Genomic DNA, 24,767 nt, shown 5'->3' on the forward strand with positions numbered 1-24,767 from the left:
ACAGGGAATTAGGCCTTTTGGGAGCCGTAACTGAACCAGGAGAAGAACTTTCTCTGCGATAAATAACTCAGGTTACGCTCATTGGCATAGGCTTCCCTTTCAAAACGGATGTTGAAATAAGCGAGGTAATGGTTTTTGAAGCGAATCAGGTTAACCAGATAGTTCAGCGTATACAGCAAATAAAAAGGAAGGATGAGCAGCTCCAGCTGCTGACGCAGATGAATGCGTTCATGGTTGACCAGTGTTTGATTTGTTTTTTGGTGTTTGTTCTGTAAAATGATAAAAGGAAAGATGGCCATGGCATTGGCAGACAACCGGGGATATATCAAAAAGAACAACCTCAAAACTGTTCAACGGTTAATTTAGGGAGTGGCTGTAACCTGAAAGCTGCCGGATTTCGCTTGTAGCTGGCATAGCTGTTCCTCACAAAAACAACAAAGGCATAATCCGATGCTGTTAAAGCAAACTGATACGTTGGCCGGTATTGCTGCATAAAATCTTCTGCCTCGAAATCTCCGATATGTAGGGTTCTTTTCACGTAATCAGGTTTAAACCTATAGTCGATGATGGCTTCCTTATAATCCCTTTCCAGGATTTTCTGCAGATGTCTGGCATTTTTGCCATCCCTGCTCAGCAGGTTGTAAATCGCGTCTATTCCCAATCCTACACCCCCCATTCCAAGGTTCAGCAGGTCTTTTGCTTTTCCTTTATCCAGGGCATATTTATATTCTTTCAGGGATTTCTCATGACGTTCTCTCGGGGTATATTTATCACCAATAATGGCCACCTCCCTCAGGTTGATCCCCAGTGACTTCAATTGAAAATATACTGCTTTCTGACCTTTGTACACAATCGTGTCCAGCGCATAACCCTGTAAAACGGCAAATAAGGTATCTCCAACAGCGGCTTTGATGGCAAATTCTCCTTTTGGAGTGTTGTAAATCCCTTCATCGTTGGTAGAATTGTAGATATACACCTTTGCGAGGCGGAGTTTGGATTCCTTATCCACCACAAAACCTTGTACGCCAGAACTCTGTGCGACAATTTTAAGGCTCAAAAAAGAAAACAGTAAGAGTAAACCTAAATACTTCATCAGAACACAAAATTAAGAGATATCTATATCAGCAGATTAAAGATTAACATTATTTAACTAAGACCAGCTTCTGTCCGATTTTGATGCCCTCTTCGGTAAGGCTGTTCAAGGCCTTTATGTCCTCTATACTGATGTTGAACCGCTTGGAAAGGTTATATAAGGTATCCCCTTTCTGTACGGTATAGACCTTTTCTGCCGGGGCAGCAGGCATGACCGATCCGATCACCGCTGTTTTTACAGGGGCTGAAGTATCTGCCGGCGTAGTGATCACCTGTTTGGAAGGTGGAGTGGCTACAGGGGTAAATTTTTTCTTTTCCTGGGGGATGTTGGCATTGATCTCTGTAAAGATCTTATCCTCTCTCTTCAGTTTTTCTTTTTCTGATTCTGATTGGTCGTACTGATACAACTGGTATTTTTCAATCATACTGATCAGCATTGCCGGATATCTTGGGTTGGTGGCATAACCGGCCTGTTTCAGCCCGTTTGCCCAGTTTTTATAGTCGTTCTTGTCCAGTTCGAATAAAAAGCTGTAGCGTTTTCTTTTGAGAAATTCGGAATGGTCTTTATAAGATTCACGGGCATCTTTATAAACCCGGAAGCAGTCGTTGGTATTGTCGTCATCCTTGTAATAAGCTTTTCCTTTCCATTCAGAAGTACATTTGATCCCGAAATGGTTATTGGCGTATTTAGCCAGGCTGCTGTTGCCGCTGCCGGATTCAATAATGCCCTGTGCCAGGGTAATACTCGCCGGAATTCCATAGGCATTCATCTCTTCAATGGCCACTGCTTTGAAGGCCTCAATATAGTTCAAAGTGGTATAGGATGGGATATTTGGATTCGCTTTATTCGCAGCTTTCTCTATTTCCTTATTGTTCCGGCTGTATTTTTTTGTTTTACAGGCGAAGAACATCGGGAGGATCAGGGCAAGGAGGATTATTCTTTTGTTCATCAGAGTTTTATTTTTTGTCCGGGTTTCAGGTTTACGTTCTTCAATCCGTTTTTGTTCATAATGGCCTTGGTCGTGGTATGGTTCCGTTTTGCAATTTTACTTAAATTATCGCCTGCTTTTACGGTATATCTTTTTCCGGAAGCGCTGCTTCTGGATTTTTTTCTCTTTCTGGTAGAAACCACTACCGCCGGCTCTACATAATCGTCCGGTCTTTCATCATACTGGTACAATTCATATTTTTTGACCAGTCCAACAATCTGTGAAGCCCAGGAACGGCTCCTGGCGTAACCACCACGCTGGATTCCCCTGGCCCAGCCACGGTAATCGTACTGGTCATATTTTTCAAATAAAGGACTAAAGGTGGCCCTGCTCTTGAGGAATTCAATAAAATGATCGTAAGATTCGTCTACCGTGTCATAATCCCGGTAGGAGGAGCGGATTTCGGTATTTGAATTGGGCCCTTTTACCCCAAAATGATTGTTCATGTAGCGGGCGATTTTACTCTGACCCGATGCCGATTCATGAATGGCCACTGCCAGGATAATGCTTGCCGGGATCCGGTGCTCCCGCATGAGTTCCTGCGCATGTGTCAGGCGTTCAGCAATATAATCTTCCGTACTTTGTGCCCGGGCAGCGAGACTTAGAAAAGTGATGCTGAGCCAAACCCACAATAGTTTTTTAATCATATTCTATTTTTTTCTGATGATAAACAAGCCGTCCCTGACGGGAAGAATCATTTTTTCCACACGGTCGTCTGCCGCGATTTTATCATTAAATGTAGTGATATTTTTAGTGTCTTTATCTGGATTGGCGTTGAGGACCTTGCCGCTCCAGAGTACATTATCAACGATGATCAGCCCGCCAGGCCTCACCCTGTCGAAAATAAGGTCGTAATAAGTACCATTGTTTTTTTTATCTGCGTCAATAAAAACCAGGTCAAAAGTTTCCTGAAGTTCATGGACCGTTTTTGTGGCATCACCAAGGATATACCTGATTTTTGCTGCATCCGGAGATGTTGCAAAGTTACGGCGGACCATCTCTTCCAGTTCCTCATTGATGTCCAGGGTATAAATGATACCTGTTTCTTTGAGCCCCTCGGCCAGGCAGATCGTTGCATAACCGGTAAAGGTGCCGATTTCCAGGATCCTGTCCGGGCTGATCATTTTGCTGAGCATGCTCAATACCCTTCCCTGGTAGTGGCCGGAAAGCATTCTCGGCATCAATACTTTCAGATTGGTTTCCCGGTCTATTTTTTGGAGTAATTCGCTTTCAGGTTCGCAGTAATTGAGCAGCAACTGCTGCATATCTTCATTAATCAGGCTCATAATTATTTTTTAAGCATCCTTATTCTTGTTCTATAAACGGGGCTGTTCCATAAAATATTGCAGAATGATGGTTGCTGCAATGGTATCTACCCGGTCTTTGTTCTGTCGGTCTTGTTTTTTGAGGCCGCTCTGCATGATGGCCTGATGGGCCAGTTTAGAGGTAAAACGCTCATCGATCCAAAACTGAGGGATGTCGGGGAAGTTTCTTCTTAAAATTTTCGAAAACCCTTTCACATGCTGTGCGGAATCGGAAGGAGAGCCATCCATTTGTTTTGGATCTCCGATCACGAAGGCTTCCACCTGCTCGGTTAAAAAGTATTTCTTCAGGTATTCAATGATGTCTTTGGGGTGTATGGTATCCAGTCCTGTGGCAATAATTTGCAAAGGGTCTGTAACGGCAATTCCGATCCGCTTGGTTCCATAATCAAAAGCTAGAATTCTAGGCATAAATGCAAATATGCAAATCAATAATCTAAAAAATTGTTATTTTGCACCAAATGCAATTTAAAGACATCATCGGGCAGGAACAGATTAAAGCGCAACTGGTACAAACAGTTGCCGAAAACAGGGTGAGTCATGCTCAGTTGTTTTTATCGAGCGAGGGGAGTGGCGCTTTGCCTATGGCGATCGCCTATGCGCAATACATCAACTGTCTTGACAGGCAGGGCGATGATAGTTGTGGTGTTTGTTCTTCCTGCCGGAAGTACGAGCGGTATATCCACCCCGACCTGCATTTTTCCTATCCTTTCTTCGCTTCCAAGGATGCCCGGATCGCCGTTGATGTCTTAGACGAATGGCGGAGCATGCTGCTGGAAGATGCTTATTTTGACATGGACATCTGGCGGTCTAAGTTGAGTGCCGACAACAAACAGGCGAATATCAACATTGCCGAATGTCATGATATTATAAAAAAATTAAGTTATAAAGCGTTTGAAGCAGAGACGAAAGTCCTCATCATGTGGCTGCCTGAATACCTGGATAAAGAAGGAAACGCTTTGTTAAAAATCATTGAAGAACCACCTAAAAATACTTTGTTTTTATTGGTGGCGAACAATCAGGAACAAATTTTATCCACACTGCTTTCCCGCACCCAGATTGTTAAGATCCCGAAGCTTTCTCATGCTACAATTGAAAACTATCTGATGGAAAAACATACCATGTCTGAAGAACAGGCTACTGAATATAGCTTTCTGGCGGATGGAAACCTGATTGAGGCAAAGCTATTGGTGGCCAATACCCAAAACGAAAACGCAGACAAGTTTGCGGAGTGGTTAAGGATGGGTTATGGCAACCGCGTCCTGGATCTGACTGCTTTTGTAGATCAGGCGGCAGGCTGGGGAAGAGAAAATCAAAAGAATTTTTTAAAATACGGAATTAACTTTTTAAGAGAATGCAGCCTCTTACTGAGTGGTGCTGAAGAACTGGTGAAACTGCCCGCAAGAACATTAGACACCGCAAAAAAGCTGAGTAACCACGTTCTTGATCTGGGGATGGCAGAGGCCATTATTCAGGAATTGGAACGGGCTCATTACCATATCGAAAGAAACGCAAACCCTAAAATTCTGTTTTTAGATGTATCTTTACAATTGGTAAAAATAATTAAGTTTAAAACGTTCCCGAAAGGGACTCAATATATATACAATTAACTATGGGATGTGGAAGTTGTTCTACAGGTGGCGGTTGCGCCCCCTCGGGCTGCAAAAGTAATGGCTCATGCCTTACCGGAGGTTGTCAGAAATTAGAAGTTTACGATTGGCTGTCGAATTTAGACATGCCCTCAAATTATATACCTTTTCAAGTAGTAGAAGTTAAATTTAAAGGTGCCAGGAAGGAATTTTTCCTGAACAATGAGAATATTTATCTTGAAATTGGAGAGCTGGTGGCTGTAGAAGGGCCTACCGGAGGTTACGATGTAGGTCATATTTCCCTGACGGGAGAATTGGTCCGTATGCAGATGAAACGCCGGAAAACCCCTATCGATCAGGTCACCCGGAAGATTTACAGAAAGGCTACAGAAGCTGATGTCGAGAAGTGGAAGATCGCTAAAGGACTGGAATGGGAAACCATGCATAAAGCCAGAACGCTGGCCTTAGACCTGCGCTTGTCGATGAAAATCAGTGATGTGGATTATCAGGGCGATAAAACCAAAGCCACTTTCTTTTACACTGCTGAGGGCCGTGTGGATTTCCGTGAACTCATCAAGAAGATGGCAGAAACTTTCCGGATCAGGATTGAAATGCGTCAGATTGGAATGAGGCAGGAAGCGGGAAGACTTGGAGGAATCGGTTCTTGTGGCCGTGAACTTTGCTGTTCAACCTGGTTAACGAACTTCAAAACGGTCTCTACTGCAGCAGCAAGGTATCAGAACCTATCGCTGAATACCCTGAAGCTTGCGGGGCAGTGTGGAAAGCTGAAATGCTGCTTAAACTATGAGCTGGATACTTATCTGGATGCCTTAAAGGACATCCCGGACCGTGTAGAGAACCTGCAGACAGAAATCGGCGTTGCCCGTCATCAGAAAACAGACATCTTTAAGAAGCTAATGTGGTTCAGTTATCCAAATATGGAAGACTGGATTCCTTTAAAAGTGGACCGTGTAAAAGAAATCATGGCCATGAATAAAAAGGGCTTAAAACCAAATAACCTGAAGGAAGAGGCTGTAGAACTGGTAAGTACTACGGTGATTGAGAAAACTCCGGATTATGAAAATGTGGTTGGACAGGACAGCTTAACACGTCTGGACGATAAGCCTAAAAATAAAGGAAACCGCAACAATAACAATAAACCCGGCGGCAACCGTAACGGAGAGCAAAGGAACAATAACAATGCGAACAGACCTGAAAGACCGGCTAAACCGGGACAACAGGGCAGGGCACGTACAGAGGGCAATAGAAACCCGGCCGGCGGAGCACCTGCAGCGAAGGCACAGCCTAAAGCACAACCTGTAGCTACAGATGTTCAGCCTAAAGCAGCGAATCCTGCAGCAGCAGCTCCGGCAGACGGTACTGTTGCAAAGCCGAGCAGAAACAACAGGAACAGAAATAATAACCGTAGAAAAAAACCAACGGATAAGCCTAAAAATGAATAATTTAAAAGCATTTCTATTGCTTGCAGCTGGTATCACAATCACGTTTTTTAGTGGTTGTGATACCAATAATATCATTGACAATAACATTTCTATGCCCTCCAGAAACTGGAGTTATGTGAATAAGGTAAAGGCTGTTGTAGAGATTACAGAGCCTGCTAAGGCCTATAATATTTACTTTAAACTGCGCCATACCGCTGATTACGGATACTCCAATATCTTCGTCCTGTTTCATTTAAGGGAACCTGGCCAAAAACGGGCAAGCAGACGTTACGAGTACCGCCTGGCACAGCCCGACGGACAATGGAATGGTGCCGGTTCCGGAAACCTGTACACCTATACTTTGCCGCTTTTAACGAATTATAAATTCCCTAAAGCAGGAAAATACGAGTTGGAAATCGAGCAGAATATGCGCGATAACCCGCTTAAAGAAATCAGCGACGCCGGAATTAAAGTTTCTGCAATAGTTCCATAATTCGCTCAAACCACAATTTTCACTGCTATGTTGTAATGCCAGGACTCATGTCTTCATTGCTTGAGATGCTGGAAGTGTATTCATCCGAACGAGTTTCGACTTTATTCCGGCTTCCGCAAGGAACTTTAAGAAAATACTTGATTATAGGTAAGGAAGCAAACGTTCCAGAGCCATGCCTCTGGAGCCCTTCAGCAGGATCAGGCGGTCGCTTAATGCTTCCTTTTCAAGGAAGGCCTGGGCTTCGTCCGGGCTGCGGAAGAAATGACCCCTGTGTTGTCCTTTTTCTTCGTAGAAATCTTTTCCGATGAAAATAAGCGTTTCTACATTTGTTTTTTCCGCTTCAGTAATCACCAGGCGATGTTGTTCGGGCGATTCTATTCCCAGTTCAAACATGTCGCCGATAATGACCACTTTATGGCTGGCGCTGAGGCTGTTTATATTGGCCAGTGCGGCCGTCATGCTGCTTGGATTTGCGTTGTAAAAATCACAAATAACAGTGTTTCTATCTGTTTTTGTCAGTTGTGAGCGGTTGTTTTTTGGTTGATAGCCAGATAAGCCGGTGTTGATTTGTTCCGGGTTAAGGCCAAAAAATTCAGCCAGGCATATTGCGGCAAGGATGTTTTCGAAATTATAAGATCCGGTAAGATTTGTGCTGGTCTGGTGACTGCCGTCTTTGTCTCTCCAGCTGAGTTCCAGAAAAGGGTCGGTTTTTAGCAGTGCTCCGGATACTGTATTTCCGGCTCCTGTGCCGTAATAAATCACGGTTTCCAATCCGGCAACAGCAGTCATTTCCAGGAGGTGCGGATTGTCCTGGTTGATGAATGCGGTACCATGATGGCCTTTGAGGTAAGCATACAGCTCTGCTTTTCCTTTTTTTACCCCTTCAAAGCCGCCAAAACCGTCTAGGTGCGCCATGCCGATATTGGTGATCAATCCATGGGTTGGCTGTGCGATGCCGCAGAGGAATTCAATTTCTTTCTGATGGTTCGCGCCCATTTCAATGACGGCAATTTCGATCCCGCTGTCAATCGAAAGCAAGGAAAGCGGAACACCGATATGATTGTTCAGGTTGCCTTTAGTGGCAAAGGTTTTGTATTTTTCGGAAAGCACCGCATTGACCAGTTCTTTGGTTGTTGTTTTTCCGTTACTGCCTGTTAGCCCGATTACGGGGATGTTCATCAGGGAACGGTGATGCCTTGCAAGGTCCTGCAGGGCTGTCAATACATCCGGTACGAGGATACAACGTGCATCATTTAAATAATCAGGATTGTCAATGACCGCATAAGCAGCGCCATTGCTTAAAGCCTGTGCAGCAAAGGAGTTTGCATCAAAATTCTCTCCTTTGAGCGCAAAGAAGAGACAGTCTTTGGTAATGCTCCTTGTATCGGTGCATATCGTACGGTAATTTAAGAAATGTTGATACAGGGAATCGATGGCTGACATATACATAAATCTAAATGATACGGTAAAATTACACTATGAAAGAGAAACAAAAAATATTCTTTAGTATTTTGGAGTCTTAATTACTGATTATGAAATACTTTTTGCTCTCTTTTTTATGCTTGTTTTTTGTTGGAAAGTCCGTTGAAGCGCAGGTAAAGTCGCCTGATGAGTTTTTAGGCTATAGTTTAGGAAGCCGTTTTACGCCTCATTATAAAGTGCTGGAATATTTTAAATATATCGGAGGGGCAAATAAAAATGTCAAAATTCAGAAATATGGTAAGACTTACGAAGGCAGAGAGCTGTTGGTAGCGATCATTTCTGCTAAGGAAAACCTGGATAACCTGGAAACAATCAGGAAGAACAATCTCAGCATGAGCAATGCTGAAAAGGTATTTCCTAAGTCCAAACAGCCTGCAGTGTTGTGGTTGAGCTATAATGTGCATGGAAATGAAGCGAGTTCTACAGAAACTGCTTTAAAAATGCTATACACACTAACCGAGGGCAAAACTGTAAACATCCAGAACTGGTTAAAAAATACGGTGGTCATCATTGATCCATGTTTAAACCCGGATGGAAGAGAGCGTTATGTGAATTTCTTTTCGGCTGCGACGGGTTTTCAGCCAAATTCAAATCCAATGTCCAGGGAGCATGCTGAACCATGGCCGGGCGGACGTTCAAATCATTATTATTTTGACCTGAACAGGGACTGGGCCTGGCAGTCTCAGGTAGAAACACAGCAGCGTCTGACATTATACCATGAATGGATGCCTCAGGTGCATGTTGATTTTCATGAGCAAAGTTATAATGAGCCTTATTATTTTGCCCCGGCGGCAGAGCCGATTCATCAGGACATCACCCCATGGCAAAGGAATTTTCAAATTACGGTAGGAAAGAACAATGCAAAGTATTTTGATCAGAACGGGTGGCAATATTTTACAAAAGAACAATTCGACTTACTATATCCTTCTTATGGAGACACCTATCCTTTGTATAATGGGGCGATAGGAATGACTTATGAGCAGGGAGGGATTAGTGCGGGCTTGTCTGTGGTTACCCTTGATGGAGATACGCTGACCTTAAAAGACCGCATTGACCACCATTTTACCAGTGGAATGGCAACCGTGGAAACAGTTTCGCTCCATGCAGACAAGCTTGTTGAGGAGTTTAAGAAGTATTTTGAAAACGGAATCAGCTCCCCTCCGGGCCTTTATAAAACATATGTGATCAAGGCTCAGAATAAAAGCCGGTTGAAACGGTTGGTTGCACTCTTGAAAAAGAATGAAATTGAATTTGCCTTTGGCCTTGATAAAACTTTAAACGGTTATAGCTTTGAAACGCAAAAAACGGAAAGCTTCCGGGTAGAGCGGAATGATTTAGTGGTGAACCTTCAGCAGGCGAAAGCAGTGCTGGCCAATGTATTACTGGAGCCGCAGACTTCGGTGAGCGATTCGAACACCTATGACATTACAGCATGGGCATTGCCTTACGCTTATGGCCTTCCAGCTTATGCTACCACGGAATCTGTAAAGGGAAGATATCCTGCGATGGAAGAGGTGAAGGAAGTTTTTCCGGTGGTTGCCAAGCCTTATGCCTGGATTTTTCCATGGAACTCTATAGAGGATGCACAGGTGCTGATTGCGCTGCAAAAGGAAAATGTAAAAGTGAGGATTGCTGAGGAAGCATTTAGCCTGGGCAGCCGGAACTTTGCGGTAGGTTCTTTATTGGTTTACAGAACAGAGAATGAACGTGGGGTTCCAGATCTGCAGGCTAAAATTAGCGGGATAGAGAAAAAACTGAAGATGTCTTTCTATCCGGCTTCGGGCGGTTTTGTAGATAAAGGAAAAGATTTCGGTTCTTCCGCTTACCGGGTCTTAAGTATGCCAAAGGTAGCTGTGATTGCAGGTCCGGAAAGCTCTTCCCAGAGTGTGGGGCAGATCTGGCACTTCTTTGAGCAGGAGCTTAATTATCCGGTCAGTTTAATTGACGCCAAAAATATGGGCAATCTTGACATCAATAAGGTGAATGTTTTAATCATTCCGGATGGTTCATATGGAGATGAGGTTGCTGGTAAACTGGAAGATTGGTTAAAGGTTGGCGGGAAAGTGATTCTTTTTGAAGATGCCATTCTGAATGTGAGCGATGTAAAGCCTTTCGAGATTAAAAGAAAAGAATTTCCGAAAGAAGTACCCGGCGGAACCAATTCCAGTGAGTATGCAAAAAGAAAACAGGGCGATTTATCAGAAGCCATTCCAGGTGCCATCTTTAAAGTTCATTTAGACCATAGTCATCCGCTTGCTGCTGGTTTGGGAAAGTATTATTATGCCTTGAAAACGGATGATAAAATTTATGAACCCCTGGTTAAATATTGGAATGTAGGTGTTTTAAAAACAGGGAGTTACGTGTCTGGTGTGGCTGGAAAAAATGTAGTTAAAAAACTCAGCTCAGGAATGCTGTTTGGTGCCCAGAATGTAGGAAAAGGTACGGCAATCTATCTGGGTAGCGATATCTTATTCCGCTCTTTTTGGGAAAGTGGCAAACAGCTTTTCTTAAACGCTGTTTTTTTGACAAATCTGTGATTAATTTTAAATGAAGTAAAACTGTTACAATAGGAACTTTTGGCCTCTCCGTTATATAATGGAGGGGCTTTTTTGTGTTTAATACTACTGTTACTCTGTTGAATACACTATTTAGAAATTCTAGTATTTTTTGGAGAAAAATAATAATAAGTGATATATTTAGCGATTATTATTCAACTAAATATTAAAATTTCATGAAAAAACTTCTACAAAGTTTGTTCGTGTTTTTGCTTTTTGCATCTTCAGCAATAGCACAACAACGAACGATTACTGGTACAGTTACCGGCAAAGACGATGGTTTACCTTTGCCAGGTGTAAGTGTAAAAGTTAAAGGTACATCGACTGGTGCTTTAACAGGTGGTGATGGTAAATACTCAATTAGTGTTGCTAATGGTGGAACACTTGAATTTACTTCTATTGGATACGCCGCTCAATCCCGGGCTGTTGGGACAGCAAATGTAATTAATGTGGTACTGGTAACTGATTCAAAGTTATTGGGCGAGGTCGTTGTAACCGCGATGGGGATCTCGAGAGAGAAAAAATCTCTTGGGTATAGTGCTGCTACGCTTAAATCCGACGATTTGACAAAAGCCAGGGAAACCAACGTCCTCAACGGACTGGCTGGTAAAGCTGCAGGTGTAAGGGTAAACTCTCAGTCTGGAACTGTGGGGGGATCAACAAAGGTTGTTATTCGTGGCGTGAACTCACTGGAAGGTGGTAGTCCTCTTTATGTAATTGATGGACTGTCCATCAGTGAGACTAACTCTACCGGAGGAACAGTTGCGAATAATGTCGATTTTGGTAACCGTATGGGGGATTTGAGTTCTGACGATATTGAGTCAATGACGATTCTTAAAGGAGCTGCTGCGACTGCATTGTATGGTTCAAGAGCAAAAGATGGTGCCATTATTATTACCACGAAAAGAGGTAGCAAAGGTACAAAAAGTAACATTAGTGTAAACTCTTCTATTCGTTTTGATAACCCTTTGGTGTTGCCTGAACTTCAGAATGACTATGCTCAGGGTAACCAGGGCACTTATGCATTGACTGCAACAAATGGTTGGGGACCAAGAATTTCTGATGTTCAGAATCAAAAGTTTCCCAATTTCCTAGGGGAAGAGGTGACTTTACAAGCTTACCCTAACAACGTTAAGAATTACTTTCAAACTGGATTTTCAGCAATGAACAACATCGCCTTTTCTGGTGGTGGTGAAGGTTCAGATTATAGAGTGAGTTTTTCAAGTGCTAATGATAAAGGGATTATTCCTCAATCAAAATTAGACAGGTACACCTTGTCGATAAATGCAGGCAGGGATTTCAGCACCAAGCTTTCCTCAAGATTTACCGGATCATATACCAATATCAAGTCGGATGGAAGACCTGCTCAGAGTTCGAATAATACCAATTCAATTGTTTCAACGATTTTTGGGTTGCCAAGAACGGTTGACATTGACAGGTTAAGAGATAACTTTGAGGACCCGATTACAGGAGCGCAGACATTTTTAACGCCCTCACGTAATGGAAATAACCCATTCTGGGTGATGAACTACAACAGAAACAGTAATGCTGTTGACCGGTTTATCGGTACCTATTCATTAACCTACAAGCCTTTGGACTGGATTACTATCAGCAACAATTTTGGATTGGATGTAACCACTGAGAAAAGATCTTTATTGGTTCGTAAAGGTACTGCCGGCTTCATGCAAGGTAAGTTTACTAATTTCGACGGTTTAAGCAAACAGATCAACGATGATTTGATGGCGACTTTTGAGCAGAATAACCTGATCGAGAATGTTAAGATGAAGTTAATTGTTGGTGGTAACATCAATCAGCGTCTGGTTCAAACTTCACAGGTGGAAGCTTCTGGTTTAACCATCGATCAACTTTATAACTACACGAACGCTGCCGCTAAAAACCCAACATTAATTTATAGCAAAAGACGGATTCTGGGTGCTTATGCTGATTTAAGCTTGAGCTACAAAGATTATTTGTATTTGAGTGTAACTGGAAGAAACGACTGGAGTTCGACGCTTCCAGTGAATGCAAGATCTTATTTCTACCCATCGGTTAGTGGTTCATTTGTCTTCAGTGAATTGTTGAAGGAGAAAAATATGGATTGGTTGAGCTTTGGTAAAATACGGGCGAGCTGGGCTCAGGTAGGTAGTGATGCATTGCCTTATAACCTTGATTATACTTATACTCCGGTGTCTACTGTGTTTTTGCAATACGTAGATGCGAATGCTATTGTTTTCCCTGCAGGGCCAATTACAACCGCTTTTAGCGCGCCAAGGGTTAAACCTAATAGTGCATTGAAACCTCAGAAGCAAGGTTCTTATGAAATCGGTACTGAATTGAGATTTTTAAATAACCGCATTGGCCTTGATTTTGGATACTATAATACGGTGACCAAAAATCAATTGGTTTCTATTGATGTAGCGCCTTCAACCGGATATTTTGCAAAATATGTGAACGTTGGTGAGATTCAGAATAAAGGTATTGAGGTTGCACTGAACGTTGTGCCGTTAAAAACGAAAGACTTTAGCTGGAATGTAGATTTCCAATTTGCTAAAAACGTACAGAAAGTAAAAGAACTTGGCGGTCTTAAAGAATATGCGCTTGCGAGTGGTTACAGCGGATTGTCTATTAAAGCACAACCAGGAGAATCTTTTGGTCTTTATGGTAATGTATGGGAAAGAGATCCGAATGGTAATTTTGTAATTGAGCCTGTAAGTGGATTAAAGAAGGTTGTTAACAATAAACGTTTAGGAAATCTGTATGCGGACTGGACATTAGGGATCAACAATAGTTTCAGCTATAAAGGGTTCAATCTTAGTGCGCTGTTAGACATTCGTAAAGGTGGGGTATTCTTTTCCGGAACGGTTGCCAATTTAAGAGTTGCTGGTTTAGCTGAAGAAACCGGTGGTAGCAGATCAAATTTTGTTACTCCTGGGGTTGTTTTAGAAAACGGACAATATGTTCCTAATAAAACAGAAGTAAAAAGCCAAAATTACTGGGCTTGGGAAGCCGATACTAAAAATTCAGAAGGAAGTGTTTTTGATGCAGGTTTTGTGAAGTTGAGAGAGGTTAGGTTCTCTTATGCGATTCCAGCTTCAGTATTTAAGTCTTCTTTCATCAAAGGTATTGAGTTTGGTGTGGAAGGCCGTAATTTATGGTTGATCAAAAGCCACGTCCCTCACGTAGATCCTGAGCTTAACTTCTTTAATGGAACTGGTGTTGGAGAAGGAGTTGAATTTAACAGCATCCCATCTGCAAGGTCATTTGGTATGAATTTGAGATTGACTTTGTAAAAAATTAAAAAGACGATGATTATGAAATTTAAAAATAAAATTTTTGCCAGCTCCTTACTTTTGCTGGTTGCAATAGGCGGAGTGTCATGTAAAAAATATCTTGATGTGAACGCAAATCCTTTATCTTCGTTAAAGGTAGAACCAAAATTGCTTTTTGGATATGCGGTTACAGCATGGGATGTAAGTAAGAACAGTGGCGACAATTATCTTGCTGTTGGATTTGTTGGACAGACTTTTTCTTCCGGCGGAGATTTTTCGGGCAACTGGGGCTCTTCTAATTTATATAATATGAGTTCAAATGTTCTTACCAATAACTGGAGAGGTTATTATGCCAATACAGGCTTGAACCTGAAAACTGCAATCAAGTTGGCTGAAGAGAATAAAGATCCAAATACAGCTGCTCAGTGCAAAATTATACTTGCCCAGGTGATGTATGAAACCACAACTTTATACGGGGATATTCCCTTCTCTCAGGCTTTCAAAATCGATGAGTTTCCTTATCCTAAATATGATTCTCAAAAAGATGTATTGGAAGGGCTTATTGCGATGCTTGATGAGGCAACTGCCCAGATGAATTCCGCAAATCCGTTAAAGATCAGCGATTATGATATCTTTTACAAAGGAAATCTTGATCAATGGAAAAAATATGCCAATTCCCTGAAGTTGAAAATACTGATGTTAATGGTAGATAAAGATCCAAGTAAAGCTGCTGCTATTGGTACTTTGGTCTCAAATCCAGCCGGGTTGATTTCAACTGCCGCGGATAATTGCAGAATTCTTTATTCAGAAACGCCAAACAATGAAAACCCTAAATACCGGTTGTTTTTAGGGGATGACCCCTTGACTTATGCCGGTAAGGTGAGTACTGACATCATGATTCCTAAAAAAGACCCAAGGTTATCCCGTTATTTTGATAAGCCTGCAGGTGAGACGGAGTTTATTGGTGTTGAAGCGAACGTAGACGCAGATAAGCATACCTCTACTCTTGGTAGTTATCTGCTGAGAAAAGCAGCTCCTTCTTTAATTATTTCAGCTCAGGAGATGTTGTTTTTACAGGCTGAGGCTTATGCAAGAGGTCTGGGCGTAACGAAGAACCTGGCTACAGCTCAAGGCTTATATAAAGATGCAGTTATTGCTGCAATGACATTTTATGAAGTGCCTCAGGCAAGTATTGATACTTATGTAGCTGATAATCTGGTTAACCTTACTACTGCGGCTGATCCGGTTAAGGAAATTCATATTGAACAATGGATTGACCTGATCGACAGACCTGCAGAGGCATTTGTGCAATGGAGGAGATCTGGTCCGGACGGTACTGAAGTGCCTAAATTGACCCTCCCTAAAGATGCGACTCCTGGTCCGCTTTTCAGACGCTTTGTGCTGCCTCAGGAAGAGCTAGGGGCAAATATTAATATCCCACAGCCAACAGCAGTTTACTCTGATAAAATGTGGTTTGACTTATAAGCCTGAAAAGGTTTATGGCTAATCCTGTAAAGTTGGTAGAGGATTAATAATAAAATAAAATTACCATTCTAAATAGCAGTCAGTTTATTCTGACTGCTTTTTTTTGTTTGCGCCCGGCATGGGCGCAGACTCCAGGATGAAAGTCCCGAACGCACCTGGAGGGTGGGAAGTGTTAACTTAAGGCAAGGGGAGGCTTCGCGAGAAGGAATCTGAAGGAAGCCGGCGGTTAATCTCTGGTCCTTCAGTTATGATCTTTTGAATCTTAAACCTTTGATTCTTTGGCTCAGGCCTGATTTTCTCTGCTGAATACGGCTGTTTTTTATGTGATTAGTTTGATTTTCAGTAGGTTAAATGCCAAATAGGCTGGGGAAGAGCGCTGGTCGAGAGCGGGTTTTTATTTCATTTTTCTTAAATAATTCCTTTGGCTGGTTTACCACCCGGATCGCTTTTGCTTAGAAAAAGGTTAAGATCTGTTGTGATCTGGATTTTGGACCAGAAAATTGGTCAAAAAATATATTGTAAATCAAGCTGACAAATTTTTCTATAATTTCTTCAGGTGTTCCGCTGTTTTTTTCTGACAACTTCTTTTTGTTTTATTTATTGTTATAAATAGCAAATTTATTTGTCTGACATATGTCAATTTTTAGCTATTGCTTATCTTAATAGTGTTAGATATTTTCTATTAGAAGAATAAATGAGTTCCTAGCTCGCTGTGGCACAATGCTTTATGAGCGCCGCAGAAAACGACTAATTGTTACAATTTATTGTGTCATATTATTGTCATTTATTCGGTGTTGTAACATATTTGTTTATGCACGCATACTAAATCGGCTATATTCGGTTACTATTAACTAACCTAAATTTTATTTTTATGAAAAAACTTTTACAAAGTTTGTTCATTTTGATGTGCGTGGCAGGATCTGCTATGGCACAAAATCGGACAATTACTGGTACAGTTACTGACCAGGAAGATGGAAAGCCATTGCCTGGAGTAACTGTAAGAATCAAAGGTGCCAACGCTGGCACTCAAACAGGTGGGGACGGCCGTTATTCGATTAGCGTTCCTTCTTCGGGAAGTAGCCTTGAATTTAATTACCTGGGATATGTGTCTGTGACCAAGACATTAACCGGATCAAATGTGCTCAATGTAGCGCTTGTCTCAGATTCGAAGAGTCTGTCTGAGATCGTGATTACGGCGATTGGCATTGCGAGAGACAAAGCGTCCCTTGGCTATTCAGCAGATGTGGTAACGTCAAAAGACCTTACCAATGGTAAACAAACCAATTTAATTAACGGATTGACGGGAAAAGCACCAGGTTTGCAGATTGGAAGATCAAGCGGTGGTGTAAATACGGCAACGAGAATCACAATGAGGGGACAACGCTCCCTGACAGGTGAAGCCCAGCCTATTTTTATCGTGGATGGTATTCCTGTAGACAATACCAGTACCCAGCCTTCTGCCACTTCTACCAATCAGGTCGATGTTGGTAACCGTATCGGAGATATTAACCCGGATGACGTTGAATCAGTGACCGTGTTAAAGGGAGCCAATGCGGCGGCCTTATATGGTTCACTTGCTTCGAACGGAGCCATCATCATTACCACAAAAAATGGTAGCAACAGGACAAATAAGAAGTTTGAAGTTACGGTGAACTCTACCTATTCAATTGATAAGGTTCAAAAATTGCCTGAATTGCAAAATGAATACGGTTCTGGTTATGAATCGGGACCTGGTCTGCCTGAAACTTATGATCCTATTGAGAATACGAACTGGGGACCAAAACTTGATGGTTCGATTGTTCAGTCGGGACCAACACTGGCCAACGGTAACAAGTTGATGATTCCTTTTAGTGCTGTAAAAGACAATGTAAGGGACTTTTTCAATACCGGAACAAACTGGCAAAACTCTATTGCATTCCAGGGCGGAAATGATAAAAGCTCATTCTATATGTCTTTTTCTGATAATGAAGTAAAGGGCATTATTCCCTCGGATAAATTCAGAAGGAATACGGTGAAACTATCCGGAACCTCGAAATTGTCCAACCTGTTTACGGTGAGCGGAAATTTAAGTTATAATAAAAATCTGACCAACACCTCTTTTGTGGGTGCTGGAAATAACGGGGTAATCAACGATGTCATTAACGTGAGTCGTCAGATTGACCTTAAGAATTTTAAAGATTGGAGAAACTACGAGTTTGCTACAACTCAGGGATTCTTTAACGGATATCAGCCAAATCCTTACTATGCGATTGACAACAACAGATTCAACAGTAACCTGGATCGCGTGTTTGGAAATGTTCAAATTGGGTTTGACCCGTATAAATGGATGAATGTGACTTACCGTTTAGGTACAGATTTTACTTCCGACAGTAGAAAACAAACTTTTGAAAAAACAACTTTTGGTACAGGACAGCGCCCAACGGCAACTCCAGGTGCAATTACTGAAGATGCATTTACCAATAGAATTATAAACTCAGACCTGATCGTGAGTCTGAAGAGAGACATCACTAAAGACTTTAATGCGAGTTTAATTTTGCTGAACAATATTCGCCAGAATGACAGCAGAAACCTTACCGCTAAAGCATCAGCGATCTCCACTCCGGGATTTTTTAATTTATCAAACCGTGTTGGTGAGTTAAACAGTGATGGAACACAGCCTGAAACTTCCTTCAAAAAGAGAACAATCGGCTTTGCTGCGGATTTGACCTTGTCGTATAAAAATTACCTGTTTTTAAATGGATCGGTTAGAAATGATATTTCTTCTACGCTTCCGAAAAAGAACAGGTCTTATTTTTATCCTTCTGTGAATACCAGTATTGTGCTTACTGAAGCAATCAATGCATTGAAAGAAAATGAAGTCCTTTCTTATGCAAAGATCAGGGCAGGTTTTGCTAAAGTAGGTAGTGATACCAATCCATACCGCTTAGTACCAACCTTTGGTGCCGGAACAGGTTTTCCTTTTGGTTCACTGGCAGGTTTTACCCTGGCCAATAATACGCCAAACCCTGATTTAAAGCCGGAGTTTACGACTTCTTATGAAGCGGGAACGGAATTGTCGTTCTTAAAAGATAAACTGGGTCTTGATTTCACTTACTATTATACTTCAACAGATGGTCAGATTCTTAATCTAGGTGTACCAGCTTCTACAGGTTATACCACTGCAACTTTTAACGTTGGTAAAGTGACGAATAAAGGGGTGGAGATTTCATTGAGAGGAAGACCTTTCTCAGATCCAACCGGAGTAACCTGGAGCTTTAACCTGAATTATACCAACAACCAAAGTGAAGTGGTATCCTTATTAAAGGATTCTAAAGAACTGCCGATTGGTAGTGGTGATCCGGTAGGTACTGCTATTGTAGGGATGCCTGCAGTGGTTCTGAAAGGTACTGGTTATTTAAGAGATCCTCAGGGCAGACCTGTTGTTGATGCAACAACCGGATTGCTGAGAAATGATCCAAACCTGCATACTTTTGGTCAGATTAGTCCTAAACACATCTTCGGTTTCAATAATACGGTTTCCTATAAAGGGTTCTCCTTGTCAGCAACGCTTGATTACAGGTCAGGAAACGTAATTTTCTCAGGAACGAAATCAACGTTAACTTTTACCGGTTCTACGAAACAAACTACAGAATATGGCCGTCAGCCATTTATCTATCCAAACTCGGTAATCGAAACCTCTCCAGGTGTATTTGTTGAAAATACGACTGTTAAAACAAAAAGTGGCAGCTACGATTTCTGGCATACCAATTATAACAGTTTTGCGGAGTCCAATATCCTTGATGCAGCATTCTTTAAATTAAGAGACATCTCTTTCTCTTATCAATTGCCTACCAAACTGCTGAACAAAACACCGTTTGGAAGAGCTAGTCTTGCGGTTTCAGGATCTAATATCTTATTATGGACGCCAAAAGAAAACAAATACGTTGATCCGGAAGCTAACATTTTTGGAACAAACAACTCGCAAGGTCGTGAGATTATGGGTATCCCATCGTCAAGAAGTTTTGGTCTTTCACTTAGTGCAACTTTTTAAGCACTAGAGCTAAATTTAACAACATGAAAATTAGAAATATAATAAAAGGATTAGCTTTAGTCACCCTTGTTTTTGGGGCTACAGGCTGCGAAAAGAATTTTTTGGATATCAATAAGAATCCAAATCTTCCCGAAACAACAACTCCTGAACTGGTTTTGCCGGTGGCATTGGCCAATACCGGAATCGTGGTCAATAACAACATGAATGTTTTAGGAAACCTTCTGACAGGTAACTGGGCACAAGCACCTGATTTTGCCTTTTATCAGCCACAGGAAACTTATGCATTTACACCGTCCAGCTATGATGCGCTTTGGATCCTTATTTATGCAGGTGGACTAAACGACTATAAATATGTAGAGAAGGAAGCAGCAGCTGCAGGTAAAAAGAATGCTGTTGCGATTTCGAAAATCATGCAGGCTTATAATTATCAGATATTGGTAGATACCTGGGGTGATGTTCCTTTTTCTGAAGCCTTGACCGGTACTGCCATCCTGAACCCTAAATATGATAAAGCAGAAGATGTTTATGATGGCATTCTTACGCTTATTGATGCAGGGATCGCCAGTATTGATGTTTCTGCAACATCGGATAAGCCAGGAACCAGTGATATTGTGTTCCCGGGTGGTACGATTACCGCGGAGATGGATAAATGGAAACGTTTTGCCAACACTTTAAAACTTCGTGTTTTACTGCGTCAGTCGCTGATTCCTTCCCGTCTTGCAAAAGTAACTGCAGGTTTTGCTTCATTGGCAGGCCAGTCCTTTCTTGCTGCGGGTGAAAATGCGGGAACTAATCCCGGATATCTGAATCAAACAGGAAAGTTCAATCCAATATACGGACAATTGGGCTTTAACGTTTCGGGTGCTGAAAGTTCAAACTATCAGGGAACCAGGGCGAATGTTTACGCGGTCAACTATTTGCTTGGCGCCGCTGATCCAAGACTTCCATTGATTTATAAACCAGCAGTAACACCTGCGGTTCCGGGAACTACTTTCGTAGGTGTATATCCGGGAACTACGGCTACACCAACTACAAAAAAGGATAACTATTCGGCAATTGGTCCAGGAGTTATACCTCCGCTTGCAAGTAATGGTTTCTCTAAGCCTGCTTACCTGATTACTGCTGCTGAAAGTTTTTTCCTTCAGGCAGAAGCTTCTCTGGCCGGGTTCCTGAATCCGGGTCCGGCGAATGCAGCTATTGCTTATAACAAAGGAATTGAAGAGTCCTTCAAACTTCTTGGTTCTACCGCAACAGCAGCAGCAACGTATTATACAACTTCTACCTCGCCATTGGTGAACTGGGCTGCCGCTACAACAGCGAACAGACAACTGGAAGCGATCATTACCCAGAAATGGGTTTCAAATAATGGCTTTAATGGTGGTGAGTGCTGGGCTGAATACCGTAGAACTGGTTTCCCTACTAATCTTCCGGTTGGATTACTGAATATCAGTGGTGGAAAACTGCCATTGCGTGTTCCGTATACTCAGGGTGAGATTGCTGCCAATGCGGCTAATGTGCCTAACATTAACATTTTTACCTCTAAAATTTTCTGGCAAAAATAAGTTAACCTTTCAGTTTTAAAATACTAAAGAGCCTGTGTCAAGAATTGACACAGGCTCTTTTTTCGTTAAAGGCATTTTTGTAAGGTGCTGGGGCTGATTCTGTTTGTTTATATTTTTTACAATAAAAGGCTTGTAAAGCTCTGAGAATGGTGGTTTTATTACACTTTTTGATAAAAGCCACAAATCGTTAATTTTTTTGCTAAATAATGGAAATGTTACATATATTGGGTTAACTATTAACTAACCTAAATTTTACGTTTTTATGAAAAAACTTGTACAGAGTTTGTTCATTCTGTTGTTTGTCGCGACCAGCGCGATAGCTCAGGAGAGAACAATTACCGGGACAGTTACCGACGACAGCGATGGCAAACCGCTTCCGGGAGTAACAATTCGATTAAAAGGGGCCAAGGGTGGTACCCAGTCAGGCTCGGACGGCCGATTTACTTTAAAAGCTCCCTCCGGAGCACATGCATTGGAGTTTTCTTATCTGGGTTATGTTTCCCAATCTAAGAACATTGGTACCTCAAATGTCGTAAATATTGCACTGGAATCAGATTCCAAGGCATTGACAGAAGTGGTGGTAACCGGTTATGGCACGACCAAGAAAAAGGACTTTACAGGTTCGGCCGCTACAATTAAAGGAGATGACCTGAAAGACAGGCCTGTTCAGAGTTTTGTACAGGGGATGACAGGACAAGCTGCCGGTGTGAGCATCATTCAGCCGAATGGTTTACTAAACAATCCTCCAGTGATCCGGGTGAGGGGCGTGAGTTCAATTTCATTGAGCTCGTTTCCATTGGTGATTGTAGATGGAATTCCTTTCCCTACTACAGATGCATCTGCAAACTCCACCACCAATAATCCATTGGGTGATATTAACCCAAATGATATTGAATCTATCGATATCCTTAAAGATGCGGCCTCAACAGCCTTGTATGGTTCGAGAGCAGCAGCAGGGGTATTGGTGATTACGACAAAAAAGGGAAAAAAAGGAGATGCCCGTGTAGGCTATGATGGCTGGTTTGGAGTGAACAATGCTGTTCGCTTACCAGAGCTCCTGAATGCGCAGCAGTACATGGACGTTAAGAATGCAGCACTTAAAAATGCGGTTGCATTAAATCCAAACGTGGTTCCAGTCTCTCAAAGAGATGCAAATGGAAATGGCTTTCTTCCTTCGTATAACGCAGACGGATCCTTAGTAGATACAAGATGGTATGATGAGGTATATAGAACCGCATATTCTCAGAACCATAGTGTAACCGTTAGCGGGGGTACAGACAAAACAACGTATTACATGTCTGGCGGGCTTTCTGATCAGAATGGCTTTTTGAAGAAAAACACCTTTAAAAGGTATTCAGGAAGGGTGAATTTAACGCATCAGGCTACGGACTGGTTGAAGTTGAATTTGAACATGAATTATAACAACAGCTTAAATGAGTCGCCTAACAGCGGATCTTCTCCGGGTGCTGCGTTTAACTCTTCCGGTTTAGGCCGTATTGTGGTTGCCATTGCACCGAATGTTGCGCCAAGAAATCCGGATGGATCTTATAACATGACCGTTAACTCGGTAGGAAATGGTGCCAATTTAGTTCCAAGCAACTGGGCACATCCAACTGTTTTAATCGAAAAGGATAAAAACAGCTCTGAAACAAACCGCTTCTTAGCGAACCTGGGTGCTGATTTTAAACTTGCTGAAGGCCTAAATTTCAGAACTAATTATTCCTGGGACAGAAGTAATGTGGAGAATATAAGGTTCCTGAATCCTTTTCAGGGAGACGGTGTTACACCGGGAGGTCGCGCGACCAATCAGAACACCAGAAGAAATAACTGGAACTGGATCAATACCCTGCAATACAATAAATCTTTTGATGGCGTTCATAACCTGAACGTGACTGTAGGTTCCGACGTTCAAAAGACAAGAACTGAAAACTGGGGCTCTACACGTGATAAATTGGGCGACCCAACCTTTTTTGATCAGTTTCAGGGAACTTATGTAACCAATGTCCCTTCCGGAAATTCGATCGATCAGATTTCTTTTGAAGCCTATCTTGCGAGTGTAAGCTATAACTACAATGGAAAGTACTTTATCAGTGGTAACTTTAGAAGAGATGGAAATTCGGGACTGGCTGCAGGAAGGAAATGGGGTAACTTTGGAGGTGGATCCGTTGGCTGGTCTATTTCGCAGGAGGATTTCTTTAAGAACTCAGGCCTGGCCAATACCGTAAACAACCTCCGTCTGCGTGCAAGCTTTGGTAAAGTTGGAAACGGAAATGTTGGGGCTTACAATGAATATACGACCTATAGTCCGGCAATATATGGGGGCACACCTTTCGCCTGGTACTATAATAAAGCAGGAAATAAAGACCTGACCTGGGAAACCAGTACTCAGACCGACATTGGGATCAACCTCGGCTTATGGAACGACAGACTGACACTTGAAGCCGATTATTTCTATAAAAATATCAACAACCTGATCCTTGATGTTCCTCAGGCTCCGTCTAAAGGAATCCCTGAAGATTTGATTGCAGGAGGAAGTATTTTGGCGAACGTTGGTTCGATGTATAACAAGGGCTTTGAGCTTGGAATCGGGGGTCTTCCGGTTAAAACGGATAAATTCAGCTGGAAAGTAAACCTGAACGTTACCTTCCTTAAAAATAAAGTTACCGAACTTGACCCTACAGTGAAACAATTGATCGGAACTACCGGTGGATTGGAGTCTGCAAGTATTACTAAAGTTGGGGAGCCAATTGGTAGTATTTATGCCGTAAGAACCAAAGGTGTAAACCCTGAAAACGGAAGAAGAATATTCATCAACGCCGCCGGTCGCGAGGTACAATACCTTCATCAGGGAGGTGTTAATGCCTGGACTTATCTTGACGGGACTGTAGCACCAAGTGCGGCAGGAGATGCACAGGTGATTGGCGGGACCTTACCAAAGTGGTACGGAGGGTTTAACAATACCTTTACTTACGGGAATTTTGACCTGAACCTGATGTTTACTTTCTCCGGAGGTAACTATATCTATAATGGATCACGTGCAGGACTATTGGATCAACGTTTCTGGAACAATTCCACCGAGATTCTGAAAGCATGGACCGCTCCGGGACAGAACACCAATATCCCGAGAACAGTGTATTCAGATAACGTTTCCAACGGATCTTCTTTTGCAATCAGCGATAATGTGGAAAAGGGTGATTTCTTACGTTTGCAGACTGCAACAATAGGATACAGACTTCCAAAAACATTGATAAGCCGTGCAGGGATCAATAGCCTTAGACTTTACGCTTCTGTAAATAATGCTTTTTTAATTACCAATTATTCGGGGGTAGATCCTGAGATCTCTACCAATGGTAATTCTACACTTTCAAGTGGTGTGGAGCGTAATACCATCCCTCAGGGAAGGGCATTTACTTTTGGTCTTAGTATTGGATTATAATATTTAAAGAGAATATTCATG

General features: G+C 42.1%; 16 protein-coding genes. 9 read left to right on the plus strand and 7 right to left on the minus strand.

Annotated features, from left to right (window positions below):
• Window positions 1-8: 8 nt before the first annotated feature.
• Genes DBR43_RS25980 through ruvX form a run of 6 tightly spaced genes read right to left on the minus strand, consistent with a single transcriptional unit; the run spans window position 9 to window position 3,814 of the window.
• Window positions 9-344 carry a hypothetical protein gene (locus DBR43_RS25980; RefSeq protein WP_199757132.1) on the minus strand — a complete coding sequence of 112 codons (336 nt, stop codon included), beginning with the start codon at window positions 342-344 and terminating at the stop codon, window positions 9-11.
• Window positions 341-1,093: a hypothetical protein gene (locus tag DBR43_RS25985; protein ID WP_124586228.1), complete on the minus strand. Its 753-nt coding sequence runs from the start codon at window positions 1,091-1,093 to the stop codon at window positions 341-343. Before DBR43_RS25985 ends, DBR43_RS25980 begins: the two co-directional genes overlap by 4 nt.
• Window positions 1,094-1,142: 49 nt before the next feature.
• On the minus strand, window positions 1,143-2,042 hold the full coding sequence (locus DBR43_RS25990; protein WP_124586229.1) for a glucosaminidase domain-containing protein: 900 nt from the start codon (window positions 2,040-2,042) through the stop codon (window positions 1,143-1,145).
• A complete protein-coding gene (locus DBR43_RS25995; RefSeq protein WP_124586230.1) occupies window positions 2,042-2,728 on the minus strand; it encodes a glucosaminidase domain-containing protein in 687 nt (228 codons plus the stop codon). The genes DBR43_RS25990 and DBR43_RS25995 overlap by 1 nt, the downstream gene beginning before the upstream one ends.
• A 3-nt stretch (window positions 2,729-2,731) precedes the next feature.
• The gene (locus DBR43_RS26000; RefSeq protein ID WP_124586231.1) at window positions 2,732-3,367 is read right to left on the minus strand and encodes an O-methyltransferase; all 636 of its coding nucleotides are present in this window, start codon (window positions 3,365-3,367) and stop codon (window positions 2,732-2,734) included.
• 30 nt (window positions 3,368-3,397) lie between these two features.
• Window positions 3,398-3,814: a Holliday junction resolvase RuvX gene (gene ruvX / locus DBR43_RS26005; RefSeq protein ID WP_069378247.1), complete on the minus strand. Its 417-nt coding sequence runs from the start codon at window positions 3,812-3,814 to the stop codon at window positions 3,398-3,400.
• A 50-nt stretch (window positions 3,815-3,864) separates the two neighbouring features.
• On the opposite strand from ruvX, the gene DBR43_RS26010 reads away from it, so the two are divergent.
• Genes DBR43_RS26010 through DBR43_RS26020 form a run of 3 tightly spaced genes read left to right on the plus strand, consistent with a single transcriptional unit; the run spans window position 3,865 to window position 6,927 of the window.
• Window positions 3,865-5,013 carry an ATP-binding protein gene (locus DBR43_RS26010; RefSeq protein ID WP_124586232.1) on the plus strand — a complete coding sequence of 383 codons (1,149 nt, stop codon included), beginning with the start codon at window positions 3,865-3,867 and terminating at the stop codon, window positions 5,011-5,013.
• Between the two features lie 2 nt (window positions 5,014-5,015).
• Complete coding sequence (locus tag DBR43_RS26015; RefSeq protein ID WP_124586233.1) at window positions 5,016-6,455, plus strand: stage 0 sporulation family protein; 1,440 nt, start codon at window positions 5,016-5,018, stop codon at window positions 6,453-6,455.
• Window positions 6,448-6,927 (plus strand): gliding motility lipoprotein GldH, encoded by a 480-nt coding sequence (locus DBR43_RS26020; protein WP_124586234.1) that lies wholly within the window; start codon window positions 6,448-6,450, stop codon window positions 6,925-6,927. The genes DBR43_RS26015 and DBR43_RS26020 overlap by 8 nt, the downstream gene beginning before the upstream one ends.
• A gap of 141 nt (window positions 6,928-7,068) precedes the next feature.
• Here DBR43_RS26020 and DBR43_RS26025 read toward each other — a convergent pair whose 3' ends face one another.
• Window positions 7,069-8,370, minus strand: coding sequence for a UDP-N-acetylmuramoyl-tripeptide--D-alanyl-D-alanine ligase (locus DBR43_RS26025; RefSeq protein WP_124586235.1), 1,302 nt, complete (start codon window positions 8,368-8,370; stop codon window positions 7,069-7,071).
• Between the two features lie 89 nt (window positions 8,371-8,459).
• Between DBR43_RS26025 and DBR43_RS26030 the strand changes: the two genes are divergently transcribed.
• From DBR43_RS26030 to DBR43_RS26055, 6 genes are all read left to right on the plus strand, one after another.
• Window positions 8,460-10,946 carry a M14 metallopeptidase family protein gene (locus tag DBR43_RS26030; RefSeq protein WP_124586236.1) on the plus strand — a complete coding sequence of 829 codons (2,487 nt, stop codon included), beginning with the start codon at window positions 8,460-8,462 and terminating at the stop codon, window positions 10,944-10,946.
• Between the two features lie 194 nt (window positions 10,947-11,140).
• Window positions 11,141-14,254 (plus strand): SusC/RagA family TonB-linked outer membrane protein, encoded by a 3,114-nt coding sequence (locus tag DBR43_RS26035; RefSeq protein WP_124586237.1) that lies wholly within the window; start codon window positions 11,141-11,143, stop codon window positions 14,252-14,254.
• A gap of 21 nt (window positions 14,255-14,275) precedes the next feature.
• Window positions 14,276-15,718, plus strand: coding sequence for a SusD/RagB family nutrient-binding outer membrane lipoprotein (locus tag DBR43_RS26040; protein ID WP_124586238.1), 1,443 nt, complete (start codon window positions 14,276-14,278; stop codon window positions 15,716-15,718).
• Between the two features lie 871 nt (window positions 15,719-16,589).
• Window positions 16,590-19,748 (plus strand): SusC/RagA family TonB-linked outer membrane protein, encoded by a 3,159-nt coding sequence (locus DBR43_RS26045; protein ID WP_124586239.1) that lies wholly within the window; start codon window positions 16,590-16,592, stop codon window positions 19,746-19,748.
• A gap of 23 nt (window positions 19,749-19,771) precedes the next feature.
• Window positions 19,772-21,310 carry a SusD/RagB family nutrient-binding outer membrane lipoprotein gene (locus DBR43_RS26050; protein WP_124586240.1) on the plus strand — a complete coding sequence of 513 codons (1,539 nt, stop codon included), beginning with the start codon at window positions 19,772-19,774 and terminating at the stop codon, window positions 21,308-21,310.
• 262 nt (window positions 21,311-21,572) lie between these two features.
• Entirely contained in the window at window positions 21,573-24,746 is a 3,174-nt protein-coding gene (locus DBR43_RS26055; protein ID WP_124586241.1) for a SusC/RagA family TonB-linked outer membrane protein, read from the plus strand.
• The last annotated feature ends 21 nt before the right edge of the window (window positions 24,747-24,767 follow it).

Origin of the sequence: Pedobacter sp. KBW06, from assembly GCF_003852525.1 — a bacterium.
GTDB lineage: Bacteria > Bacteroidota > Bacteroidia > Sphingobacteriales > Sphingobacteriaceae > Pedobacter.

Bases quoted from the DNA above. Each gene is read 5' to 3' on its own strand.
- DBR43_RS25985 (WP_124586228.1), bottom strand. From the start codon at position 1,093: ATGAAGTATTTAGGTTTACTCTTACTGTTTTCTTTTTTGAGCCTTAAA.
- DBR43_RS25990 (WP_124586229.1), bottom strand. From the start codon at position 2,042: ATGAACAAAAGAATAATCCTCCTTGCCCTGATCCTCCCGATGTTCTTC.
- DBR43_RS25995 (WP_124586230.1), bottom strand. From the start codon at position 2,728: ATGATTAAAAAACTATTGTGGGTTTGGCTCAGCATCACTTTTCTAAGT.
- DBR43_RS26000 (WP_124586231.1), bottom strand. From the start codon at position 3,367: ATGAGCCTGATTAATGAAGATATGCAGCAGTTGCTGCTCAATTACTGC.
- ruvX (WP_069378247.1), bottom strand. From the start codon at position 3,814: ATGCCTAGAATTCTAGCTTTTGATTATGGAACCAAGCGGATCGGAATT.
- DBR43_RS26010 (WP_124586232.1), top strand. From the start codon at position 3,865: ATGCAATTTAAAGACATCATCGGGCAGGAACAGATTAAAGCGCAACTG.
- DBR43_RS26015 (WP_124586233.1), top strand. From the start codon at position 5,016: ATGGGATGTGGAAGTTGTTCTACAGGTGGCGGTTGCGCCCCCTCGGGC.
- DBR43_RS26020 (WP_124586234.1), top strand. From the start codon at position 6,448: ATGAATAATTTAAAAGCATTTCTATTGCTTGCAGCTGGTATCACAATC.
- DBR43_RS26025 (WP_124586235.1), bottom strand. From the start codon at position 8,370: ATGTCAGCCATCGATTCCCTGTATCAACATTTCTTAAATTACCGTACG.
- DBR43_RS26030 (WP_124586236.1), top strand. From the start codon at position 8,460: ATGAAATACTTTTTGCTCTCTTTTTTATGCTTGTTTTTTGTTGGAAAG.
- DBR43_RS26035 (WP_124586237.1), top strand. From the start codon at position 11,141: ATGAAAAAACTTCTACAAAGTTTGTTCGTGTTTTTGCTTTTTGCATCT.
- DBR43_RS26040 (WP_124586238.1), top strand. From the start codon at position 14,276: ATGAAATTTAAAAATAAAATTTTTGCCAGCTCCTTACTTTTGCTGGTT.
- DBR43_RS26045 (WP_124586239.1), top strand. From the start codon at position 16,590: ATGAAAAAACTTTTACAAAGTTTGTTCATTTTGATGTGCGTGGCAGGA.
- DBR43_RS26050 (WP_124586240.1), top strand. From the start codon at position 19,772: ATGAAAATTAGAAATATAATAAAAGGATTAGCTTTAGTCACCCTTGTT.
- DBR43_RS26055 (WP_124586241.1), top strand. From the start codon at position 21,573: ATGAAAAAACTTGTACAGAGTTTGTTCATTCTGTTGTTTGTCGCGACC.